Consider the following 21,046-nt stretch of genomic DNA (forward strand, 5'->3'; position numbering starts at 1 on the left):
GGCCATGCCGCTTCGGGGAGTGCCATCCGAGAGAGCATAGACGGCAGCGCCGTAGTCGCACGCTCCGCCAGTCGTCATTGTTCCGCGGCGTCCACCGGCTGGAGACGACCGTGCCCCAGGGCGCGCCCCAGAGGTCTCTCGGCATGCTCGAGCCCACCCCGGGCGCGAGCGGCGCCGCGGCTCACCTGGCCGTACGGCGTTGCCACCGGCCGGGGAAGGAGCCACCACCCCTGGCCTTCCGCCGAGCCCTGCTCTCGCGCAGCCACCCAGCGTCCACCGGAAGAGGGGTCGAAGAACCCGCTGTACCCGCCCGTCACGGAGCGCACGAGCGGGAGCCCGTACTCGAGCGAGCGGGCCATGCCCATCGCCAGGGTCATGCGATGCATGAGGGCGCTTCGGAACCAGCTCTCGTTGCCGACGTTGAGCAGCACCGCGGGCCGCGCGTCTGGCTGGACCAGGCCGGTGAAGGCCACCTCGAAACAGATGAGGGGAATCACGGCCACGCCGTCCACGTCGAGCGGCGGCTGTGGCCCGGTCCACGCAATCACCTGGCTCTTGAGGGTATTGACGCCGAGCCACGCGAAGAGCCGCCGGAAGGCTTCCCCGGGCAGGTGCTCCGAGAACGGCACGAGCTTCTGTTTGTAATAGACCGGCTCGCCGCTCCCCAGCTCGACGAGGGTGTTGTACGTGCCGGCGGGAGCCCGCAGCAGCGTACCGGCGAAGAGCCTCCGGCCCGCCAGGGACAGCAGCTCACGCAAGGGGCGGATGCTCGCATGGCCATCGCGGATGACGGACTCCGGCCAGATGACCCAGTCCGCTTCGGCGCGCCGGGTGGCCACGACGTACCGGGAGAGCAGCTCCAGGTCATCCCGCTCGCGGTCGCCCGCGCTCGCCTCGTCCAGGGCGATTACAGCCACCCGGACGGGCCTGGCACCCGCGCCCGGGCGGAGGCTCACCGGAATGAACAGCACGGCGCTGAACACCCCCACCGCCAGGAGGAGCTGGACCCGGGGCCTCGGCTGCGAACTCCACAGTCCGAGACACGCCGAGAGGAGGAGCAGCAACAGCCCCGACGCGCGGGCGCCGACAAGGCCCAGCCATGCGCCGAACGGCCCCTGGGCCAGCCAGTAGCCGGAATGCAGCCACGGAAAGCCAAGCCAGACATCGTGGACGAGCACCTGCATGAGCCACAGCCCGAGGGCCTGCGCATACACCGGCAACGGACGGCGTGACGGCAGGGCCGCCACGAGCCCCCACAGGCCATAGGGCAACGCGACCAGCAGCAGGAACCCGCCGAGCACGGCGGCACCGACGAGGCGCTCGCCGGGCGTCAGCACGTAGAGGACATCGACGAGCCAATACAGACTGCTGGCCGCCAGCAGCAGGCCAAACAGGTAGCCGGAGAGGAACCCGGCACGCGGTGTCCCACGCCGGCCGAGCGCGTGGAAGTAGCACGCGAACCCGGCGACGAGCCCGAGCAGGTTGGCGGGGAAGAGCAGGATGAGGTGGGCCGAGAGGCCCACCAGCAGGGCTCCGAGCGTGGAGACCCGCGTCACGGAGCCCCTGTCGCCTGGCAACCGGGCTTCACCTTCAGCCACCGGCCGTAGTGGTCGGAGTGGGTATAGAAGGGCCACTTGCGCTGCTGGGTGTCGAGCGTCTGCCACGCGGGCGCCCAGCCGCTATACGAGATGCTCGCCGCCGGGCAGGTGCCGAACCAGGCGGGCTTGCCGAGCAACACGGTGTCGAAGTCGCCCTTCTGGCCGGTGCTCATTCCGTTCGGCCCGGTGTCGGCGGCCGTGCCGGGCCAGTTGGACTTGAAGCCCGCCGTCTCGAAGCCACCCAACACCGCGCCAGCGCCCCGGTAGGCGTAGGGCTCGAGGAAGGCCCCGCTGGCGGAAGCCTGCAGCAGGAGCTGGTAGCCCTTGGAGTTGGCGACGGTGCTGTCGAAGTCGGCGTTGAAGTCGCCCCCGAAGAGGACGTGCGCGGGGGGATAGCTGGCCTTGTTGGCACTCACCGCCCCCTGGATGAAGGCCAGGGACTCCTGCATGTTGGAGATGCGCGAGCCGTCCGAGGCGGCGTGTCCGTCGAGGTGACTGTTCTCGCCGTAGGTCAGGTGGGTGTTGAAGACATAGTAGTAGCGCCCCTCCTTGGCGAAGATCGCCCCCCAGACTCCCTTCTCCTTGTGCACGTCGAAACCCGTCACGTTGGTGAAGGCCTTGAAGCCGAGCTCCTTCACCAGCGAGGTGCCGCTCTTGTAGAACATCACCAGGCCGCTACAGTCGTTCTCGATGGCCCCGTCGAGGGAGTCGTCGCAGTAATAGCCGGCGGGGGTCACCATGCCGTAGCCGCGCGCGGCCAGGTCGGCCTTGGGACCATCCAGGATGATGTCGTCGTAGTCCCAGGCCTCCTGCATCAGGAGGATGTCCGCGCACTTGAATACCTTCCCCAGGCTCTGCTCCATTTCGTCTCCGAAGTCGGTGACGAACGGGACGTTGTGGAAGATGTTGTAGGACGCCACGGTGAACGCACCGGTGTCGTTGCAGGCCTCGTTGAGCTGCCAGGAGCGGGTGAGCGAGGTGTTGAAGTAATCCATCTCGCTCACGGCGTCGAACCACTCCGCGGGACGGTTCGAGTAACGGTTGTCGAACGACGGCGTGGACTCGGCCAGGGCGGCTCCGGGGAGGACCAGCCCCAGCAGGACAGACAAGACGAGGAGTGGGTGTCTGGACTTGTGGGCTTCCATCTTGGACCTTCCGGGACGGTGAGTGGATTATTGCAACTGATATTTGACGAGCAATTGTTGATCGACGGCGGGCATCCGCTGGCGCAGTTGCTCCGGCGTCAGGCCGGAGCGGGTCAGCTGCTCGAGGAGCCGCGCCCGCTCCAGGTTGAAGGCGTCCAGACGCTCGCGCCGCTCCGTCTGCTCCCGCTGATGCTCCAGATACCGCATGGCGGACTCGGAGCCGGCATGGCGCTCGTACACGGCCCGCTGCTGCTCCGGGCCGAGCGGGCCGGCCGTCTCGCGAATCCGGAGCTCGAGCTTCGCCAGCTCCATCGGCTCCACCACGGACGCAAGCCGCACGCCGTGTTCACTCTCGAGGCGCTGGAGCCATTGCTGCCAGGCGGCGAGCTTCTGGTCCACCGAGGTATGGGAGTCGGTGGCGAGACGGTCCACCTGGTAGGGAAGCTGGAAGAGCTCATCGGAGAGACCGAAGAGCCGCCCATCGATGGATGGGCCGAGGATGTCGCGGCGCGCCTCACGGAAGCGCTCGTGGGCGGCGAGGAGCGCCTCGTCCGAAGCGAACGGGAGCTGTCTCACCACGAGCCGCTCGTATTCGGAGTCGACCTGCTCCAGCATGCTCCAGAGCTGTTCCTGGGTGAGGTCGTCGGGGAGGGCGAAGCGCTCCTTCAGCCAGCCGAACAAGAGGCTCCGGCACGCCGCGGCACCGTCCGGTCCCTCGAGCTGGAGCTGGGCCCGGTAGGGGGTGAGCTCCTCGAGGTGGCTCCGCAAGGCCCCACAGCGCCTGTCGAGAAGGCTCTTCAGGAGACGGCTGGGAGTGAGCGCGAAATCCCCTCGCGCGGCGATGCGCTCGCAGACGGTGCCCAGCCTCTGTCTGAGCCGGGCCACCAGGAGTCGCGCCTTGATTTCCCGCGCCTCGGGAGCGGTGTCCACCAGGGCGCCTGCCTGGGCGCGCCTCGAATCGAAGGGGAGGAGGGCAGGGGGCGCGGAGGCGCTCGCGGCACCGGCGCTCCCCGCGGGAGACACGCTGCTCTCGGAGGCCGCGACATACCGCCAGGCCATGAGCCCGAGGATCGCGGCGCACACCAGGACCCCGGTAGCTCTCGAAGGGGTGCGCATGGGTGCTCTCGTCGGAGGGGAACCCGAAATGGCGTCAGGGCCGGGGAAGGGCGAAGGGGTCCGGCATCCTGGCGGCCCCCTCCGCCAGGGGCCGCGAACACCTGCCCACCGCCGAGGTCGTCACACCCGCGTGACACGAGCCACACGTGTTGGGACATCCGCAGTCCTTCGGACAGGTGTCCACCGTCTCGGCGACACACACACCGTCCCCACACCAGCAGTCCCCGGGGCAGGTGGCCTCGGTCTCTCCCGAATCACAGACGCCGTTTCCACATCCGTGACAGCCCGAGCAATTCGTCTGACCTTGTGTCCCCATGGCCACGGGACAGGTACTCACCGCGACCGCATCAGCTCGCGTGGCCAGCGCTTCCGGCGTGGCGCCAGGCTGCGGGTCCAACGAGCCACAGGCCGCCAGCATGGCGAGACAGCACCCCGCGAGCGTGATGGTGAGGCGATGGCAACCGGGAAACTGCTCCATGACGAGGCCCCGCGATTCTGGAATCCTGCCGAGACACGGTATTCTGTACTTACTTGGTATTCCGATACAAGCGGGCTTGCCACCCTCCGGTCCGCTACCCTGGGACTTCGTAGTACAGCGACAGGTACTGGATGACCTGGTCCGCATGCGGCACCAGCTCCGGCAGGTAGCTCTTGAGGGCCTGCCGTGTCGCCTCCGCCAGCCGCGCCTGGCTGCCCAGGTGCTCACGCACATAGGGCTCCAGTCGCTGGATGAGCTCGTAGTTGCTGGAGACGTTCTCCGCCCGCATCGCCTTCTCCACCCCCGGAGCGTTGGCCGGCGGCACGTCCGGCAGCAGCCGGCTGATGAAGGTCACCCGGTGGAGGATGCGCCAGCAGGGCGGCACCTTCTCCGTCTGCCGCGCCTGCCTCAGCGCCAGGGCGTTGGCTTCGCTGGACTGCTCCAGCCAGTGCGGGTCGATGACCTTGCGGAACAGGTCATCGAAGTGCCGGCGGTCCGTGTCCAGGTAGAAGCTCATGAAGCGGTACGCGTCCACCTTGCCGGGCACCAGCACCGGCTGGTTGTTGGTGTCGAAGACGGGCCCGGTGGCGTCGTACTTCTGGATGTTGGCCGGCAGGCCCAGCTGCATCTCCAGGCCGAACGCGCGGCTGGCCTCGCTGCTCTTCGCGCGGGTGAAGGTCTGCCCCCCGCCGAAGGACGCATCCAGCTGGAGACCGATTCCCACGCCGGCAATCTCCAGGTTGAACCCGAAGTGCGCCTCTCCCATGACGTTGTAGGTGAAGTGGCCGTTCTGGCTCTCCGTCACCACGTCCGTCGTCTCCGTCGTCTCCGCGAAGAAGCCTCCCTTCGCCGTCCACACGTACGTGTTGCACAGGTTGCGCCTGGCGAAGGCGCGCGCCGTCTCCTCGGTGTTCGACGCCGGGAGCGCCATACCCGGCAGCTCGCCAATCACCCCCTCCAGGGCCTTGCGGGCCTTGTTGACGACCTCGTTCACCCCGGACTGGGTGAGCTGGCTGCCCGTGTCGAAGCTCCGGAAGTAGCTGAGCTCCTGCTGCTCCTCCCGCAGGATGCGGCGCTTGAGCGCGTACGCCTCGCTCGGCTTGAAGTAGGAGTACTCGCCGTAGGCGGAGGCCATGGGGTAGTCGGGGTCCAGCACCTTTCCGGCGCTGGAGAAGCCGATGCACCCGTCGAGCGTGCCCTGCTTGGTGTACAGCGGGTTGATGGGGAAGGGGATGAGGTTCCAGTCCCGGGGGATGTCGGGGTTGGGCACCATCCGGTAGCCCACCAGCGCCCGGTTGTGCTCCAGGCGCAGCGAGTACACGTCCGCCGTCTCCGACTGCACCAGCGCGAAGCCCACGTTGGAGGGGACGATGCGGCGCTCCAGTCCGTCCGCCCGGGGCTTCTTCGGGTCCTCCCAGTTGCCGGCGAGCGACACCGCCATGTTCCGGGACCTGCGCTGGCTCCTGCTCACGCTGCCATCGCTCATCCACCCGCCGGACAGCTCGGTGCGCACCGTTCCGGAGCCCTCCGCGAGCACGTTGACCACCGGCGTCGACGTGCCCAGGCCGAGCGGGGCGGTGACAATCTCGACGTCCTGGCCGAGCCCGGTGCCCAGGGTGAGGGCCAAGCTGCCCTGCATGCTCGTATCCGCCGACGCGGCGATGGTGGTGGTGACCTCGTCGGCCTGCACGAACTCGATGCGGGACAAATCCCCAGGCACCTCGCCGGTGTACTCAATCACGCCGGCCGTCAGGTTCTCCGACGGCACGGGGGGCGCGCCCTCGATGAAGCCGATGACCTGCGGCGCGAACTGCGCCTGGCTCACCCACTCCGTGACGAGGTTGCCCACCTTGTAGCCCGTCACCAGGTGCCACGCCCCTTCGAGCGTGAAGGAGTACGCGCGCTTCATCGCTCCACGCATGCCCCCCGTCGCATCCCGCTGCAGGTCGCCGTACTCGGCGACGGCGGGCGAGGAGTCGATGGGGGCATGGAACGGCGTGCGCACTCCCGCCAGCGCGGAGCGCACCCGGGCGGTGTCATTGGACACCGGCGCGGTGCTCAGCGCGGGGACGGGCCGGTGGCTCGCCTCCGGCATCTCCAGGTGGTTTCCGCGCAGGCCGTTGTCGTTGACCCGCATGGACTCCGTCCGCGTCGAGTCCAGGTCGAAGGTGTAGTAGGCGACGAGGTCCTCCTTCTCCCCCTTCAGCCGGGTGAAGAGGTTGTCGAGCACCTGCTCCTCGGTGCGCAGTCTGTCCCAGATGCGCACCTCCTCCAGTTCGCCCTTGAAGCCCGCCTTGAGCGCGTCGCCGTCCCACACCCCGCCCAGGTTCAGTCCCGCGCCCACCTGGGGCAGGGCGGAGACTTCGCTGCCCGTCACCGCCACCGCCTGGAGCGCGACGCCCTTGCCATTCACGTACAGCCAGGCCTGGCTGCCCGCGGGGTTGGGGGACTTCACCCGGCTGGCGCCGCGCAGGCGCACCGGGTAGCTCTGGCCGTCGTCCTGGGTGACGTTGCCCTCCTTCTCCGGGAAGCGCCACCGCGCCACCAGCCCGGTGTCCTTCGGCTTGAGCGGCACGCCGAGCTGCGCGGGGTCCAGCGCCCGGCTCCACATGCGCACCTCGGCCAGCGTCCCGATGAGGCTGTACGTGTCCGTGCCCTCCGCCATCCTCCCGAAGTACAGGGGGCCCCCATGCCCGAGCGGCTCCGCGCCTTCGTAGCGCTTGACGCCCACCTCCCGGCCATCGATGTAGAAGCGGAGGTCGTCCCACTCCTTCACCTCGACGCTCTCCACCACCTCGACGCTCTTCCCTGCAATCTCCAGCGTCCCCTTCTTCTCGGTGCGGCTGTTGCACGCCTTGCGCACCACCGCGACGCGGTGGAACTTCCCGGCCTCCACGCCGCCGTCCGACAGGAACTCCTTGCGGCCCCCGTCCGCCTCGAAGGTGAAGGACAGCTTCCCCGCTTCGTTGATGCCGAACATGTAGGGCGCTTGTTGTCCGCTGCCGTCCTGGAAGCTGCCCTTGCCCATGAGGGGCTGGCGCCGCCCCAGCGCCTCCACGGTGAGGAACACCTCCAGCGTCAGGTCGCCGGTGAGCTGGAAGGCATCCGCGTGGGCCGCCTCCAGCCACGCGCCGGCCCGCAGCTGAATGCCCCAGGACTGCTGGAAGGCGAACGCGACATGGCGCCAGCTCCCCACTGGGAAGGACTCCTGGCTGAGCACGTAGGAGTCCCCCACGCCCGCGAGCACCTTGAAGCCCGCGTCGATGGGAGACTTCATCCAGCCCGGCGTGCCCACGACGGAGCAGTGGAACTGGCGTCCCGTCGCGTCTCTCACCCGGGTGTCGTTGAAGCCCCAGCACGCCAGCAGTCCCGCCTCGCCCCCCGACATGCGCTTGCCCTTGTCCCCCTTGATGGTGTCCAGGCTCCGCGCACTGTTCCAGACCCGCACCTCGTCCAGCCCGCAGGCCGCCGGTACCGCCAGCGCCTCATCGCCCACGTCGGGCCCCAGCCCGCCCAGGCCCCACTCGCCCTCGCCCGCGTAGGCCTCCGAGCGCGTGACGTTATCCACCCGCGCGCCGTCGCAGTAGAGGACGACGGCCTTGCTCTGGGCATTGTGGGTGAAGGCGTAGTGGTGCCACTCCATGTCCTTGACGGCGACCTGCGCGTCCGTCGTGCCGGCCTTCATGGACAGCACCAGTTTGTTGTCGGCGGTGAGGGAGAGCGCCAGCCGGTTGCCGTCCTCCGCGAGGGTGGAGCCATGGAACAGCACGCACCCGGGGACCTTGTCGCGGGTCCGCTTCAGCCACAGCTCGACGGTGAAGCTCTTCCCGGACAGCTCCAGCGCGTCTCCGCAGTGGACGTACGTCTGCCCGTCCAGCGCCAGCGCCGAGCGGACGTCCTTCTCCTTCGCCTTCACGAGCGCGAGCATGTACTCCAGCGGCGCCAGCGGGCTGACCAGGGGCGCTAGCGGGGACGCCACGAAGGCCGGCGTGCCGGCATACGTTCCGCCGGACTCGCCACCGGCGAGGGCGATGTCGCGGGCCTCCTCCTCCACGAAGTGCCAGCAGGCCAGCAGGCCCGGCGTGTCACCGGCCACCCGCAGCTCCTGGCCTGACACGATGGACTGCGCGGTGCGGGCATGGTCCCACACGCGCACCTCGTCCACCTGGCAGGTGGACGGAGAGGAGGCAGTCCCATCCGCGAGCACCTCCGCGCCCAGGAACAGCCCGCCCTCACCCGAGTAGGCGCTGGAGAGCTCCTTGCCCGCCACCTTCTTGCCATCCAGGTACAGGACGGCCTCGAGGCTCTCGGCGTCATGGGTGACGGCGACATGGTGCCAGTTCGTGTCCTTCACCGCCGTCGAGCCCGTCAGGCTGTCCTTCCCGAAGCCGCACGACAGCTTCCCCGCCTTGTTGAAGGAGAGGAGCAGCCTCGGGTTGCCGTCCTCCGCCGTGGCGCCATGGGCCAGCAGCACCTCGGCCACGCCCGTCTTCGTGCGCTTCAGCCTCAGCTCCAGGGTGAAGTCGACTTCCGCCAGCACCACCTCGTCCCCGAAGCGCACGTACGTCTTCCCGTCGAGCGCCAGCGCGAGGTTGCTGGACTCCGGAGTCCGCGCCGCCGGGGCGCACGCGAGCACCACCGACGACGTGTCCACTGCCGTCGGCAGGAGCCAGGTCTCCAGCGTCACGTCGCCACGCAGGGCCAGCGGTGTCGTGTCCTGTCCGCTGGGAGAGGCCAGGTACGTCTGACCGGTGAAGGAGAGGTCTCGGCCGGGGGCGTCTCCGTGCCAGCGGCCGGGAGTGGTGGACAGCACCTGCTTGCCTTCGCCGTTGGCGAGCGTCGTCACGCTGAGCGTGGGCACCGGGCGCAGCCAGAGCGAGCCCTGGGCGAGCGTCGAGCCCGGCAGGTCGGACACCGCCTGTCCGTAGTCATACGGGAGGAAGCGGACGGCCTGCCCGGCGGTGAGCGTGCCCTGGGGGGCGGCCTTGAGGGTGAGCTTCGTGGCCTTGGGTTGGGTGAGGGTGCTGACCTGGAGCACCTGCGTGCCCACCTGGATGCGGTCTCCGGCCGCCAACGAGCGCTGGGCGCCGCGCGCCAGCGTGAGCGTGGTGCCGCTGACGGAGGCCACGTTGCCCAGGAACTCGGGGCGGGCCTGACCGGAGAGCACCTCGGCGAGCAGCTTCGGGGAGCGTGGCACGTCGGTCCACGTCTCGGTGAAGCTCCGGGCCTTCACGGTCAGCTTGCAGCGCTCGGCGCTGGTGCCGTCCGCGAGGCTGACCTGGATGCCGTCCGCGTCCAGGCCCGCGCTGGTGGCGACGAGGGTGAGGCCCTCCGCCGCCTCGCCCAACTGCACCACCTCGCGGGTGACGGACGGCTCGTAGTAGGCGGCCATGAGCTCGCCCTCGGCCATGCCGCGGAAGTAGAGGATGACCTGGCCGGTGGAGCTGTCGACGAGGAACGGCGTGTTCGTCGTCTCGGCGAAGGCCAGGAGCGCGCCGGCCACCGGCAGCCCCCGGCGGTCGACGGACAGGATGCTCATCCGGAGGGACACCTCGCTGCCCTTCGCGCCCAGCGTCAGCTGCGCCAGCGTCATGCGCGCCTCGCCCTGCGCCTGCTCGGCGGACTTCAGCGCCAGCTCCAGCTCCGCCAAATCCTTCCGCATCCGTGCGAGGACCACGTCCAGGTCCTCGATCAGCTCGCGGGTCACGAGCCGGCACGCGGCCGGGCCCGTCAGCCCGTTGGAGGACAGCCCCAGGGCCCCTGCCTCCGACGTCAGCACGAGGAACTCGCCCTGGTGGGCCGGGTGGCCGGAGCCCGCGTGTACCACGGAGAGGTTCTGGACGTAGGAGGACGGCTTCGAGCGCTGCCAGGTCCAGTCCGTGCTCGTGGCATGCTGGACGAAGCCACTCGTTCCCCACTCCAGGTACATCTGGCTCTTGCGGTTCTGGAGGCGGTATCCGCCCTTGTCCGAGGCCGCGGCGATGAACCGCCAGTCCAGGTAGTCGCGGTGGAGCCCATGGATGGGCATGGACGCGATGACGTCGGAGCCTTCCTTCGAGTCCCGGACGCAGAGATAGCGGTTCGGCTCGTATACCTCGATGGTGAACCAGTACAGGGTGAGCACGAGGTTCCCGCCGGGCGTGGGCTTCTCGAGGGCGGCCAGCTCGGCCCGGGTGGAGGTGAGCTGGGACTGGACCTCCGCCACGCGCGCCTCCGCCTTCGTGACGGCTTCCTCGGCTTTGCGCACCTCCTTCGCGTTGGCCTGCTTCCGGGGCTCTTCGAGCCATGGCAGCCGGGCGACGTCCTGAACCTGCGCGAGGCGGCCGTCTCGGGCCACGGCGAAGTCGAGCACCGCGGCGTACTGGTTGCGCGTCGCCTTCTTCTGGGGACCCCGACCGTGGGTGGCGAAGGAGAGCATCAACCGCGCCTGCCGCTTCTGCGGCTCCCCGCTCCGGCTGTCGCCGCTGCCGGTCGTCTCCTGCTGGTAGTAGAGGAGCGCGGCCATGCCCGAGGTGACGACGCGGTTCTCGACGACGAAGCTGTCGCGGTGCAGCGAGGGGCGCTCCCCCACCGGCGCTCCCGACGTCACCCAGGTGGGTGAGCCCGTGGCCTCACCGTGCAGCAGGTTGTCGGTCTGGTCGTACAGCGTGCCGCCCAGGCCCTCGTCGATGCGGTAGTACGCGACGAGACCCGGCTCGTTGCCCACCAGCCGGAAGCCCTTGTCCCGCGCCAGCTCGGCCGCGCTCCGCGCGCGCTCCCAGAGGCGGACCTCGTCGATGACGCCCTGGAAGAGGTTGGTGGCCCCGCCCTTCTGCCCGTGGGCGGCGCCGATGACGAGCGGATCCTCCGCGTCCGGCTTGAAGTCCATCGCCTTGGAGCCCGTCAGCACTCCGTCCAGGTAGAGGCTGACGGTGGTGCCGTCGTAGGTGACGGCGAGGTGGTGGTACTGCCCGGCGGTGACCACCCCGGTGGAAGTGACTGCGCCATCGGTGACGTCATGGCGCAGGCGCACCTTCCCGTCCTCGAGGATGGCCAGGTCGTAGCTGCCATTCGCCGAAGAGGAGTGCTTGCGTAGCACGGTCATCGGCAGGTTCCGGCCGAGCGCCTTCGGCTGGACCCAGGCCTCGAGCGTGTACGTCTTCCCCTCGAAGGCGAGCGGCTTCGACCCGGCGACCTCGACGCGGTCGTCCTTGCCGTCGAACTCCAGCGCCGTCTCCGCGAAGTCCCGCTCTGGCAGCAGCGGCACCAGCTCCCTCTTGGTGAAGGGACAGATGCCGGGGGCGCGCTCCAGGATGGCGCCCTGATATCTGGGCTCCGGGCTGGTGTAGAGCAGCGAGCCCTGGGTGTTGAACAGCCCGTCCTCTCCCTGCTCCAGGTTGAAGGCGTCGATGCGCTTGGTGAGGGCGTTGAAGCTGAAGAACTGCCAGCGCCGGAACCCGGTTATCTGCGTGGGGAGCAGCGCGACGGCGAAGCGGCCCCGCGAGACATTGCGGATGAACGACAGCTCCTGGGTGGGCTCGAAGAAGGGCTTGCCGTCCATGTCCTCGGTGCCGAGGGTGTCCGTCTGGCTGTCGGGGAGCGACTGGTGCCGGCTCCGGCGGTAGCGGACCTCCATGCACGGCTGGAGCTCCGAGCCGGACAGCACGAAGCGGTCGCACAGCACGGACTCGCGCGTCAGGGGCACCTTCGAGCCGTCCGCCGCGCGCACGTAGTCCTCGCGGGAGCGGTCTCCCGAGGAGCCGCCGCCACTGAGCTTGAACACGGCGTCGGGGTGGACGTCGCGGAGGGACTGTCGGAAGAGGAAGAGGTGCTTGCCGTCGGAGACGACCTGGAGCGTCGTTCCCCCCGCGGTCAGCCGCGCGGTGGTGGAGAGGAAGGGGTCGACCTCCTCGGGGGCCAGCTCCAGCGGCGTCTCTTCCCGGCCGCCCTTCTTGACGACAGGCATGGACGTGGCGCCCGCCGTCGCGAAGCCGACCTCGGCGAGCTCGGAGGGGAAGGGGAGGGCCCTGGGCTCCTCGCTCCAGAAGTCGACGTCGAGCTCCCCCTTGGCTTCGCCCGGGTTGTCGAGCGCGAGGACGGAATAATAGATGACCCGCTGCTCATCCAGGGCGAAGGCCACCACGGTGCCGTTGTGACGCACCATGGTGGTGAAGGTGTAGGAGCGGTCTGCATACGTCTTCATCAACCGTTGGTCAGGCATGAGCTGGGTCCCTGAAGACGCGTCCCCGAGGCTCTCGGGGCGCGCTCCTGATGTGCTGGCGGGTTCGCGATGCTGAAGACCCGCACCGAGCACGCGCCGTGCCGACGCGGGGCTCGCGGTATCCACGGCATCCGCCTGCACCTGTCTGACGGTACGACCGCGGGCTGACACGTCAGCCGGGGCCACATGTGCGCGGCACTGACGTGTCAGCCGCGCGCGCCAGTCCCTTCAGGAGGGGACCTCGCACTCCGTGCCGCGGGTGCCCTTTCGCATGGCGCGCAGGGCGGTTGCATCTGCAATCCGGGAAGGCGAAGGATGTACGCCATGCCCAAGCCCCGTCCGACGAACATCGCGGCACTCCCTGCGCGAGCCGACAAGCAGCAGAAGGCCGCCGCGAAGGCGGACACCCGCCCGGACGTGGCTTCCGTCGCGCAGGTGCTGGCGGACGTCCACGTCACCGCGAAGGGCACCGTGGTGGTGCTGGCGGCGACGCCGCACCCGGACTCCGACTACGGCTATGTCGCCGGGGACGACCTCTGGGACTTCGACAACAAGGTGAAGTGGAACCAGCCCTGGACCGACGAGGTCTGGCTGGACCAGATAAGGGTGGACGAGGTCGAGGTCGAGCACTTCGAGCCTACCTATGATGTGGACTTCAATCGTCTGCTGACCCACGACGGCAAGGGCTGGACGCGCACCAAACTGCCCAAGGCGCTTCCCTACGGCTACGTGGCCTCCACCCTCCGGGACCTGGGCGCGCCCTGGGGGCTCACGGGGTTCGGCGTCTCCGTGCTCGCGTTCAAAGGCGGGGGCAAGGGCTGGAAGCTCCGGGAGGTCACGGGGGCCGTCGCGCTCGACCTGGTGGACGGTGCCATCCACGAGGACACTCTCTTCGGCCTGTGCTCGGCGAACGGGGTGGGGCGGCTCACCCCCGAGGGCAAGGAATTGAGCTTCGAGCAGGTGGGCGAGGAGCAGCCAGGGCTCCGCGGCCTGTTGTCCCACGCGGGCACACTCTACGCGTATGGCAACGGCGGTCTGTTCGCGCTCGAGGACAAGGCCCTCGTCGCGCGGCACGCCACCCGCTTCCCCGTGACGGGCGCGTGCGCGGGTCCCGAAGGAAGCCTCTACTTCCACACCGGCGCGCAGGCGTTCCGCCTCCCCGCCAGGGGCAGGGCGCGGAAGCTCGTCCTTCCCAAGGGGGCCGTGCAATCGCTGGCCTTCTTCAAGGGCCACCTGTTCGTCAGCCTGGAGGACCGCGTCCTCCGCCTGGACGACGACCAGGGCACGCCGCTCAAGGTCCCCACGCCGGCGCCGGGCTACCCGCTCCTCAAGGTCGCCGGTGGCAGGCTCTGGGCGGTGTTCCCACACCACCTGGCCTTCACGACCAACGGCAGGTCCTTCCAGGCACTTCCGTTCCGCTGAAGAGGAGGCGCTCTCGCTGCGTTCACGGCCGTATGCCGGTGAGCGCGAGGCGCAGCACCCGGCGCGCGGTGAGCGGATCGTCTTCGTTGGCGACGGCGATCGCGTTCGCCAGCATCATCAGGTCCTTCGTGGTGGTGCCGGCGTGAATCGCGCCCGCCGATGACGCCCGTGCCACCAGGACGTTCAACACGTCGAGCAGCATGTCGGTGCAGCAGAGTTCTTCGGCCGAGAGGCCATCCGGGCCGGTCAGCAGCACAGCGGCAAGCCCGCGGTTGTTCGCGGTGTAGACCGTCACCTCCTCGAGCCAGGCCGCCAACTCGGCGGCGGGATCCTCGCCCGGTTGCGCGGCTGCCCGCGCACAGAGCTGCGCGACGCCATCGCGGAATACCGCCTCCAACAGCGCGTGCCGCGACGGGAAGTGCCGGTGCAGGGTCGCCGAGCCTACCCCCGCCCGCCGCGCGATCTCCTCGAGCGACGCCTGCGCGCCATCCCTGCCGACCAGCTCCGCGGCGGCCGCGACAATCCGCTCCCGGTTGCGTCTCCCGTCCGCTCGCAACGGCTTCACACGATCCACGGCGATGGTCTCCTCACGAGAACCTTCCTTGACAAACGGGGGACCCCTCCATATTCAACCACAGAATTAAACGGTGGGGTCCCCCACTTACGAAAGGAGCTGCCAATGAGCAGCACCGCTCCCGTTCTCGTCACCGCCGCCACAGGACGCCAGGGTGGCGCCACCGCCCGGGCGCTGCTGGCCGAAGGCAGCACATCGGTGCGCGTGATGGTGCGCAATCCGGAGGCGCCAAACGCCAGGGCCCTCGCGGCGGCTGGCGCCGAGGTGGTCGTCGGGGACCTCGACGATCCGGCGTCGTTGCGCGCCGCCTGCGCCGGGGCACGGGCGGTCTTCTCGATGCAGTCACCGATCATGTCCGCGACCGGTGTCGACTTCAGCAAGGAGCGCCAGCAAGGGAGGAACCTCGTCGAGGCCGCGCTTGCCGAGGGCGTCGGGACGCTCGTGCACACCGCGACGTCCGGCGTCGGCGACCACCGCAACGTCGAGGGCTGGGCGGAGGGGCGCTGGAAGTCGCACGAGGAGTACTGGGAGAACAAGCTTGCCACCTGCGATCTCGTACGCAACGCGGGTTTCAAGCACTGGACCCTCATCCTGCCCGCCACCTTCATGGATCAACCCATGTTGGATCCCGCCTGCTTCGTCGACGGGCGCCGGTTGCTCACGGTGATCAGGACCGATCGGCCCATCGCGCTGATCGCGCCGGAGGACGTCGGCAAGGCGGCCGCGGCGGCGATCAACAATCCCGCGACGTTCAACGGTGTGACGCTGCAGCTCGCGGGTGACCTGCTCACGCTTCCCCAGATCGCCGAGATCCTCTCTCGCCTCGACGGCAAGGAGTACGTGGTCCAGTCCGGCACGGTCGAGGAGGCGGTCGCGGCCGGCCTGCATCCCGGCGTGGCGCGAGGCCTGACGTACATGAACGTCGCCCCGCTGCTGGCACGGCCCGAGATCGCGCGTTCCTACGGCCTTTCGCTCATGAGCTTCGAGACCTGGGCGCGCCAGCGTCGCGAGATGACCTGACCGTCGCCCTCGGGAGTGGGAGGGGTCGCAACATGAACCACTCACGGTGACCCCACCGCTCGACAGCAGGGTGACGCTCCGGCCCCGCCATGCCCGGGATGAACAATCCTGACATAAGGCTGTCACAGGCCAGCTACACTCTGTCTCCATGAACACGAACGCACTTCCGCCCCTGACGCTGCTCGAGGTGGCCGACACCGGTCTCCCCAGCATCGAGAGCTATTCCCCCTTCTGCCTCAAGGTGCACCGCGCCCTGAAGTACGCGGGCCTGCCCTATACGCGGAACTGCGCGGGGAACCCGGCGTCGCACCGGACCCACAACCCCACCGGACAGGTGCCCGTGCTGCTGGTGGGCGGCGAGGCCGTGCCGGACTCCACCGCCATCCTTGCCCGCATCATCCAGCTCGTCCCGGGCCGCATCGCCTCCAGCCCGGAGGCCCTGCTCTGGGAGGAGCTGGCCGACACGGCCTTCAACGGCTTCCTGGTGGCGGCGCGGTGGGCGGACGAGCGCAACTGGCCGGCCACGCGCGCCGCCTACTTCGGCGCCATGCCAGCACCGGTGCGCGCGGTGGTGCCGGGGCTGCTCCGTCGCAAGGTGGTGAAGGGGCTGGTGGCACGCGACGTGTGGCGCGCGGGCCCGGAGGCGTGCTGGCGGCGGTTCGGGACGCTGCTGGACTCGCTCGACGCGCGCGCCCCCGAGCAGGGCTTCTGGCTCCCTGTCGGACTCAGCGTGGCGGACCTGGCCCTCTTCGGCCAGCTGCACAGCCTGCGCACGCCCCTCACGCCCTGGCAGGCGGAACAGGTGGCGCACCGCAAGCGGCTGAGCGCGTGGCTGGACCGGGTGGACGAGGCCACCCGCGGCACGGCCACACCCCTTCGCGCCGTGGGCTGAGCCCCGCTCCTGCTGGCGCATCAGGTTTCCAGTGACTTCTTCCTTTCTGCAACCCGGTTGAAGCATACAGCCAGCCTGCGCCCAGGGCTGAAGCACCGTCAGCCGGCGGCTGTTCCACATTCCAAGGGAGAAGCTCCATGCGTCCGTCACTTGCAGGTCCGCCAGCGGTCTGGCTCGTGCTCGCGTTGATTGGCTGTTCACCTCCACCCCAGGACGAGGGGAAGCACGCAGCCGCGGGTGACTCCGCGCAGTCGTGTTCCGCCCTGACCTCGCCGCAGCCGCAACTCCTCGCGTCCGCGACCTTCACGCCTTCGGACGGGCTCGCCTACGTCACCCTCACCATCACGCCTCGCGACTCGAATGGAGCGCCCCTGGGGTCGGGGCTTCACGTCGAGGTGCTGAGCAGCGACGGGCTCGTCACCCTGGGCGGCCCGGGCACCTCGGCCTGCACCGTCAATGCTCCGTCCGCGACCTGCCTGACGGCGGTGGACTCGGGAGCCGGGAGCTACGTCGTCACGGCGAAGAGCGCCACGGCGCTGGCCGTGCCGACGACGTTCTCCGCCACCGTCACGGATGCGAACGGCACCGTGACGCTGCCGGACACGGCGGATGTCACGTTCGATTCGAGCAGGTTCGACGGCGGCCCCGGTTGCACCGGCGCCTGCGGCACCACCGTCACCACGGGCACCGTCACCATCACCGGCAGCCACGCGGGGGGCCGGAACCTCTACATCACGGGCGGCACGGTGACGTTCGATGCCACCACGGTGGGGCAGACCTTCGGTGACGTCTTCATCACCGGCGGCACGGTGACGCACCTGCAGGCCACCAACGCCGCCATGTACAAGCTGGACATCAACACGGGCTCGTGGAACCTCCTGGGGGGCGCGGTCAATACCGACAGCAAGGGCTATGGCATGACCTGCTTTGCCAATGGCTCGTGCAGCGGCAATGGGCTGGTCAGCTTCAGCGCCAACGGCGTGCCGTCGTCAGCGCTGGCCGGGACCAACGAGCGGTACGGCGCCAGCCACGGCGGCATGGGCTCCGGCAACTTCCGCATCAACATGACCGCGGCCAGCAACGCCCACGCCGGCAACGCGGGACCGACGTATGGGGACTACCGCGACCCGAAGTATCCCGGCGCCACCAACAGCACCTACTCGGGCTTCCACGGGGGTGGCGTCGCGCGCATCACCTCGTCGGGGACCTGCGTGCTGGCTGGCACCGCCTCCATCATCGCGACCTCTCCCTACAATGGCGCCGGAGGCTCCATCAACCTCCGCTGCCGGGGCATCACCTCGACGGGGTGGACGGGAAGCCTCAACGCCGACGGAGGCCGCAGCGCGGGAAACTCCTCCATCCCGATGGGCGCTGGCGGCGGGGGCCGCATCGCGCTGGTCAGCACCGGTGACGCCGCGACTCTCACCGGCGCGGTGAGCTATCCGCCGACGAACCTTACCGCCCGGGTGCACGCCTTCGGCGGCGCGCCGGCCAACTCCAGCTATGTGATGGGCGCGGGCGGCGCGGGGACGATCTACCTCAAGCACAGCGACCTGACGTACGGCGACCTCATCATCGCGAACAACTCACCCGCGCATTACCAGAACGAAGGCACGACGCGGCTGCCCGCGATTGTCGGCACCCTCACCGCCAACGTCGCCGCGGGCGCCACCCTGCTCCCGGTCTCCGTCGCCAGCACCAGCCTCAACGCGACCTACTACGAGAACGCCGGTGCGCCGCTGAACAACAACCCCGCGCTCACGCAGAACACGACGCCCTCGTCGGCGGCGGCCTACAACGGGGTGTTCGCGGGCGGCTGGCTGCGGCCCGACATCAGCGCCGGGAGTGGAGCGCTGCTCGACCCGTCCAACCTGGTGAGCGTCACGACCAACGCGGTGGGCAGCCTGACGACGAGCGCCATCCCCGCCGACGTCCCCGCGGGTGCGGTCTTCCGGAGCGTGGACGTGTTGGACCACCTCGACGTGCTCGGCAACGCGATGCTCGAGACCAACGGTGACATCTACGTCCTGTCGGGCAACACGACCAACTCCGGGGCGAGCACGATGACCGTGAACGGCCTGGTGCTCTTCGACACGACGAGCAACCGGACGGGCCGCATCCAGTACGCGGGCGGGACGGTGGATGTCGTGCAGAGCACCCAGGCGATGCCCCCGGTGGCGGGTGCCACGCTCGTCGCGGACAACGTGTCGGTGACGGGCGGCTCGCTCACCGTGCCCTCCATCGTCGCGTCCAGCGACGTGGTCGTGTCGGGCGGCACGCTGACCACCAACGCGCTGACGGCGGCGCGCTATTCGCAGACCGCGGGCGTCCTCAAGCACTACCCCCCGATTTTCAAGACGTCGCCGGCCGCGGCCGTGGTGTACGGGCTCAACCTGACGCTCTCGGACACCTTCAGCCTCACGGGAGGCTCGGTGGATGTCGCGGGGCTGGGCTATCCGATGGCGTGCGATCCCCAGGGCGCGCCGCTGACGGCCTGGGGCTTCGGGGCGAATGGTCCCCTGGCCGCGACGGGTGTGGCGAACGGCTACGGCGCGGGCCACGGCGGCGTCGGTGGTGGCTACGCTGCCGGAGCGGTTCGCGGCATGGCCTACGACGACTATCGGGACCCGCGGTATCCCGGTGGCGCCGCCGCGACCGCGGGCGGCTCGCCGTCGTACCTCTCCTACCGGAGCAACGGGGGTGGTGTCTTCCGGCTCAATGCCTCCGGAGCCTGCACGCTGGGTGGCAGCTCGCTCATCAAGGCCAGCGCGGTGATCACCGGCTCCGAGTTTGGAGCCGCGGGTGGTTCGGTCTCCCTTCGCTGCGGAGGCTTCGACACCACGGGCTGGAATGGCTCCATCAACGTCAACGGGGCGAACGCCAAGACCTCGAGCTCGCTCGGAAACGTGCGTGCGGGCGGTGGCGGCCGGATTGCGCTGGTCAGTGCGGGCGGGGCTTCGAGCTTCGTCGGCGCGCTCACCTATCCGCTCCCGACGACCAATGCCCAGGTGCAGGCGCGGGGAGGCACGGGCGTCAGCGCCACGTACAGCGACGGCGGCGCGGGCACGGTGTTCCTCAAGCACCGCGACGTGGCGTACGGCCAGCTCATCATCAACAACAACAATCAGACGCACTATGCAGCGGGCGGCAACACCCCGCTCATCTCCATCGTCGGAACGGTCAGCACCGCGGTCTCTTCCGGTGACACCACGATGGGCGTCACCATCACCAGCTCGCCGCTCCACGGCTCGGCCGCCTTCAACCAGCTCCTCTCCGGCATGTGGCTGCGGCCCGACACCAGCGTGAACAGCGGCAACCTGCCCGCGGACAACCTCGTCACGGTCTCCGGCAATACCTTCGTGAGCTCTTCGCTGACGCAACTGACCCTCTCGCCGGCCCTGGCCGCGGTGCCGGCGGGCGCGAGCTTCAAGAGCGCAGACCTCTTCGACGTCTACAACGTCGTGGGCGGTGCAGTCGTACAGACGAACGGCGACATCTACGTCGTCCCGTAGCCGCACCCGTCCCGCTCCGCATCCCTCTCGGGCGGAGCGGGACGAAGAAGGCCCCGGGACCGAAGGCGCTCCCAACCCCACTGCGTCCGCCCAACAGGGGCTGGCAACGCTCCAAGCGTTGACTTGCTGGCTCGGAAGTCCACGGGATGCGCGGTGGCGTCCTCGGAACTACATGAGAGGGAGTCGCGCCACCGCGTCCAGCCCAGGAGCGGCCATGCAGCCTCCGGACCTCCCGCTTCCTCCTTCTGGCATTGCCCTGGTCCTCGCGGACGTGGATGGCACGTTGCTCACGCGCGACAAGGCGCTCACCGAGCGGGCAGTCGCCGCGGTGCGGGCCCTGCGCGCACGTGGCATCCGCTTCGCCATCACCAGCGGGCGTCCGCCGCGGGGAATGAGGATGCTGCTTCCGCCACTCGCCCTCACCACGCCGGTGGCGGCCTTCAACGGGGGCATGTTCTGCCGGCCCTCCGACCTCTCCATCGTCGAGGCGCACACCCTGCCGCCCGCCCTGGTGCCGGACCTGCTGCGGGTGCTCGCGGCGCATGGGCTGGATGCGTGGGTGTATCGGGGCCTCGACTGGCTGGTGCGCGACGGGGAGACGGCGCACGTGGCGCGAGAGCAGTGGACGGTGCGGTTTGCTCCGAAGTGCGTGGCGGACTTCGCGGGGCTGGAGGAGGGCGTCGTGAAGCTGGTGGGCGTCAGTGACGACGCCGTGCGGATGGAAGCGGCGCGCGCGGACGTGGCCGCGCGCTGCGGCCCGAGGGTGAGCGCCCAGCTCTCGCAGCCCTACTACCTGGACATCACCCATGCCGAGGCCAACAAGGGCGCCGTGGCCCGACATCTCTCCGCCTCTCTGGGTATCCCGCGCGAGCGCATCGCCACGCTCGGGGACCAGCCCAACGACGTGCTGATGTTCCGCGAGAGCGGGCTGAGCATCGCCATGGGGCAGGCGCCGCAGGAGGTGCGGGCGCAGGCAACCCGGGTGACCGCCTCTTCCGAGGAAGAGGGCTTCGCGCTCGGGCTCGAGCGCTGGGTGCTCGGGGATGGCGTATTCGAGGGAGCGGGAGCGTCACCCGGCTAGCGCGTCAA

The 21,046-nt window shown here is 69.4% G+C and carries 10 protein-coding genes; 5 read left to right on the forward strand and 5 right to left on the reverse strand.

Features of this window, described 5'->3' with window-relative positions; translation table 11 throughout:
* Window positions 1-74: 74 nt before the first annotated feature.
* The 4 genes from lnt to OV427_RS43755 form a co-directional block, all read right to left on the reverse strand.
* Window positions 75-1,556 carry an apolipoprotein N-acyltransferase gene (gene lnt, locus OV427_RS43740; RefSeq protein ID WP_267862171.1) on the reverse strand — a complete coding sequence of 494 codons (1,482 nt, stop codon included), beginning with the start codon at window positions 1,554-1,556 and terminating at the stop codon, window positions 75-77.
* Window positions 1,553-2,743, reverse strand: a complete 1,191-nt coding sequence (locus tag OV427_RS43745; protein ID WP_267862172.1) for an endonuclease — start codon at window positions 2,741-2,743, stop codon at window positions 1,553-1,555. Before OV427_RS43745 ends, lnt begins: the two co-directional genes overlap by 4 nt.
* Window positions 2,744-2,770: 27 nt before the next feature.
* On the reverse strand, window positions 2,771-3,859 hold the full coding sequence (locus OV427_RS43750) for a lipase secretion chaperone (RefSeq protein ID WP_267862173.1): 1,089 nt from the start codon (window positions 3,857-3,859) through the stop codon (window positions 2,771-2,773).
* A 572-nt stretch (window positions 3,860-4,431) separates the two neighbouring features.
* A complete protein-coding gene (locus OV427_RS43755) occupies window positions 4,432-12,537 on the reverse strand; it encodes a LamG domain-containing protein (RefSeq protein WP_267862174.1) in 8,106 nt (2,701 codons plus the stop codon).
* Window positions 12,538-12,861: 324 nt separating this feature from the next.
* Between OV427_RS43755 and OV427_RS43760 the strand changes: the two genes are divergently transcribed.
* A complete protein-coding gene (locus OV427_RS43760) occupies window positions 12,862-13,959 on the forward strand; it encodes a hypothetical protein (RefSeq protein WP_267862175.1) in 1,098 nt (365 codons plus the stop codon).
* A gap of 22 nt (window positions 13,960-13,981) precedes the next feature.
* Here OV427_RS43760 and OV427_RS43765 read toward each other — a convergent pair whose 3' ends face one another.
* Window positions 13,982-14,533 carry a TetR/AcrR family transcriptional regulator gene (locus tag OV427_RS43765; protein ID WP_267862176.1) on the reverse strand — a complete coding sequence of 184 codons (552 nt, stop codon included), beginning with the start codon at window positions 14,531-14,533 and terminating at the stop codon, window positions 13,982-13,984.
* 105 nt (window positions 14,534-14,638) lie between these two features.
* Here OV427_RS43765 and OV427_RS43770 point away from each other — a divergent pair, with 105 nt between their 5' ends.
* From OV427_RS43770 to OV427_RS43785, 4 genes are all read left to right on the forward strand, one after another.
* Window positions 14,639-15,553 (forward strand): NmrA family NAD(P)-binding protein, encoded by a 915-nt coding sequence (locus OV427_RS43770; protein WP_267862177.1) that lies wholly within the window; start codon window positions 14,639-14,641, stop codon window positions 15,551-15,553.
* Window positions 15,554-15,701: 148 nt separating this feature from the next.
* Window positions 15,702-16,445, forward strand: a complete 744-nt coding sequence (locus OV427_RS43775; RefSeq protein ID WP_267862178.1) for a glutathione S-transferase family protein — start codon at window positions 15,702-15,704, stop codon at window positions 16,443-16,445.
* A gap of 137 nt (window positions 16,446-16,582) precedes the next feature.
* Window positions 16,583-19,957: a beta strand repeat-containing protein gene (locus OV427_RS43780; RefSeq protein WP_267862179.1), complete on the forward strand. Its 3,375-nt coding sequence runs from the start codon at window positions 16,583-16,585 to the stop codon at window positions 19,955-19,957.
* Between the two features lie 214 nt (window positions 19,958-20,171).
* The gene (locus tag OV427_RS43785; protein ID WP_267862180.1) at window positions 20,172-21,038 is read left to right on the forward strand and encodes a Cof-type HAD-IIB family hydrolase; all 867 of its coding nucleotides are present in this window, start codon (window positions 20,172-20,174) and stop codon (window positions 21,036-21,038) included.
* Window positions 21,039-21,046 lie beyond the last annotated feature (8 nt).

This window comes from Pyxidicoccus sp. MSG2 (assembly GCF_026626705.1).
In the GTDB taxonomy this organism is placed as follows: Bacteria; Myxococcota; Myxococcia; order Myxococcales; family Myxococcaceae; genus Myxococcus.

Coding starts and splice junctions, on each gene's coding strand:
- OV427_RS43745 (WP_267862172.1), bottom strand. CDS start 2,743: ATGGAAGCCCACAAGTCCAGACACCCACTCCTCGTCTTGTCTGTCCTG.
- OV427_RS43750 (WP_267862173.1), bottom strand. CDS start 3,859: ATGCGCACCCCTTCGAGAGCTACCGGGGTCCTGGTGTGCGCCGCGATC.
- OV427_RS43755 (WP_267862174.1), bottom strand. CDS start 12,537: ATGCCTGACCAACGGTTGATGAAGACGTATGCAGACCGCTCCTACACC.
- OV427_RS43760 (WP_267862175.1), top strand. CDS start 12,862: ATGCCCAAGCCCCGTCCGACGAACATCGCGGCACTCCCTGCGCGAGCC.
- OV427_RS43770 (WP_267862177.1), top strand. CDS start 14,639: ATGAGCAGCACCGCTCCCGTTCTCGTCACCGCCGCCACAGGACGCCAG.
- OV427_RS43775 (WP_267862178.1), top strand. CDS start 15,702: ATGAACACGAACGCACTTCCGCCCCTGACGCTGCTCGAGGTGGCCGAC.
- OV427_RS43780 (WP_267862179.1), top strand. CDS start 16,583: ATGCGTCCGTCACTTGCAGGTCCGCCAGCGGTCTGGCTCGTGCTCGCG.
- OV427_RS43785 (WP_267862180.1), top strand. CDS start 20,172: ATGCAGCCTCCGGACCTCCCGCTTCCTCCTTCTGGCATTGCCCTGGTC.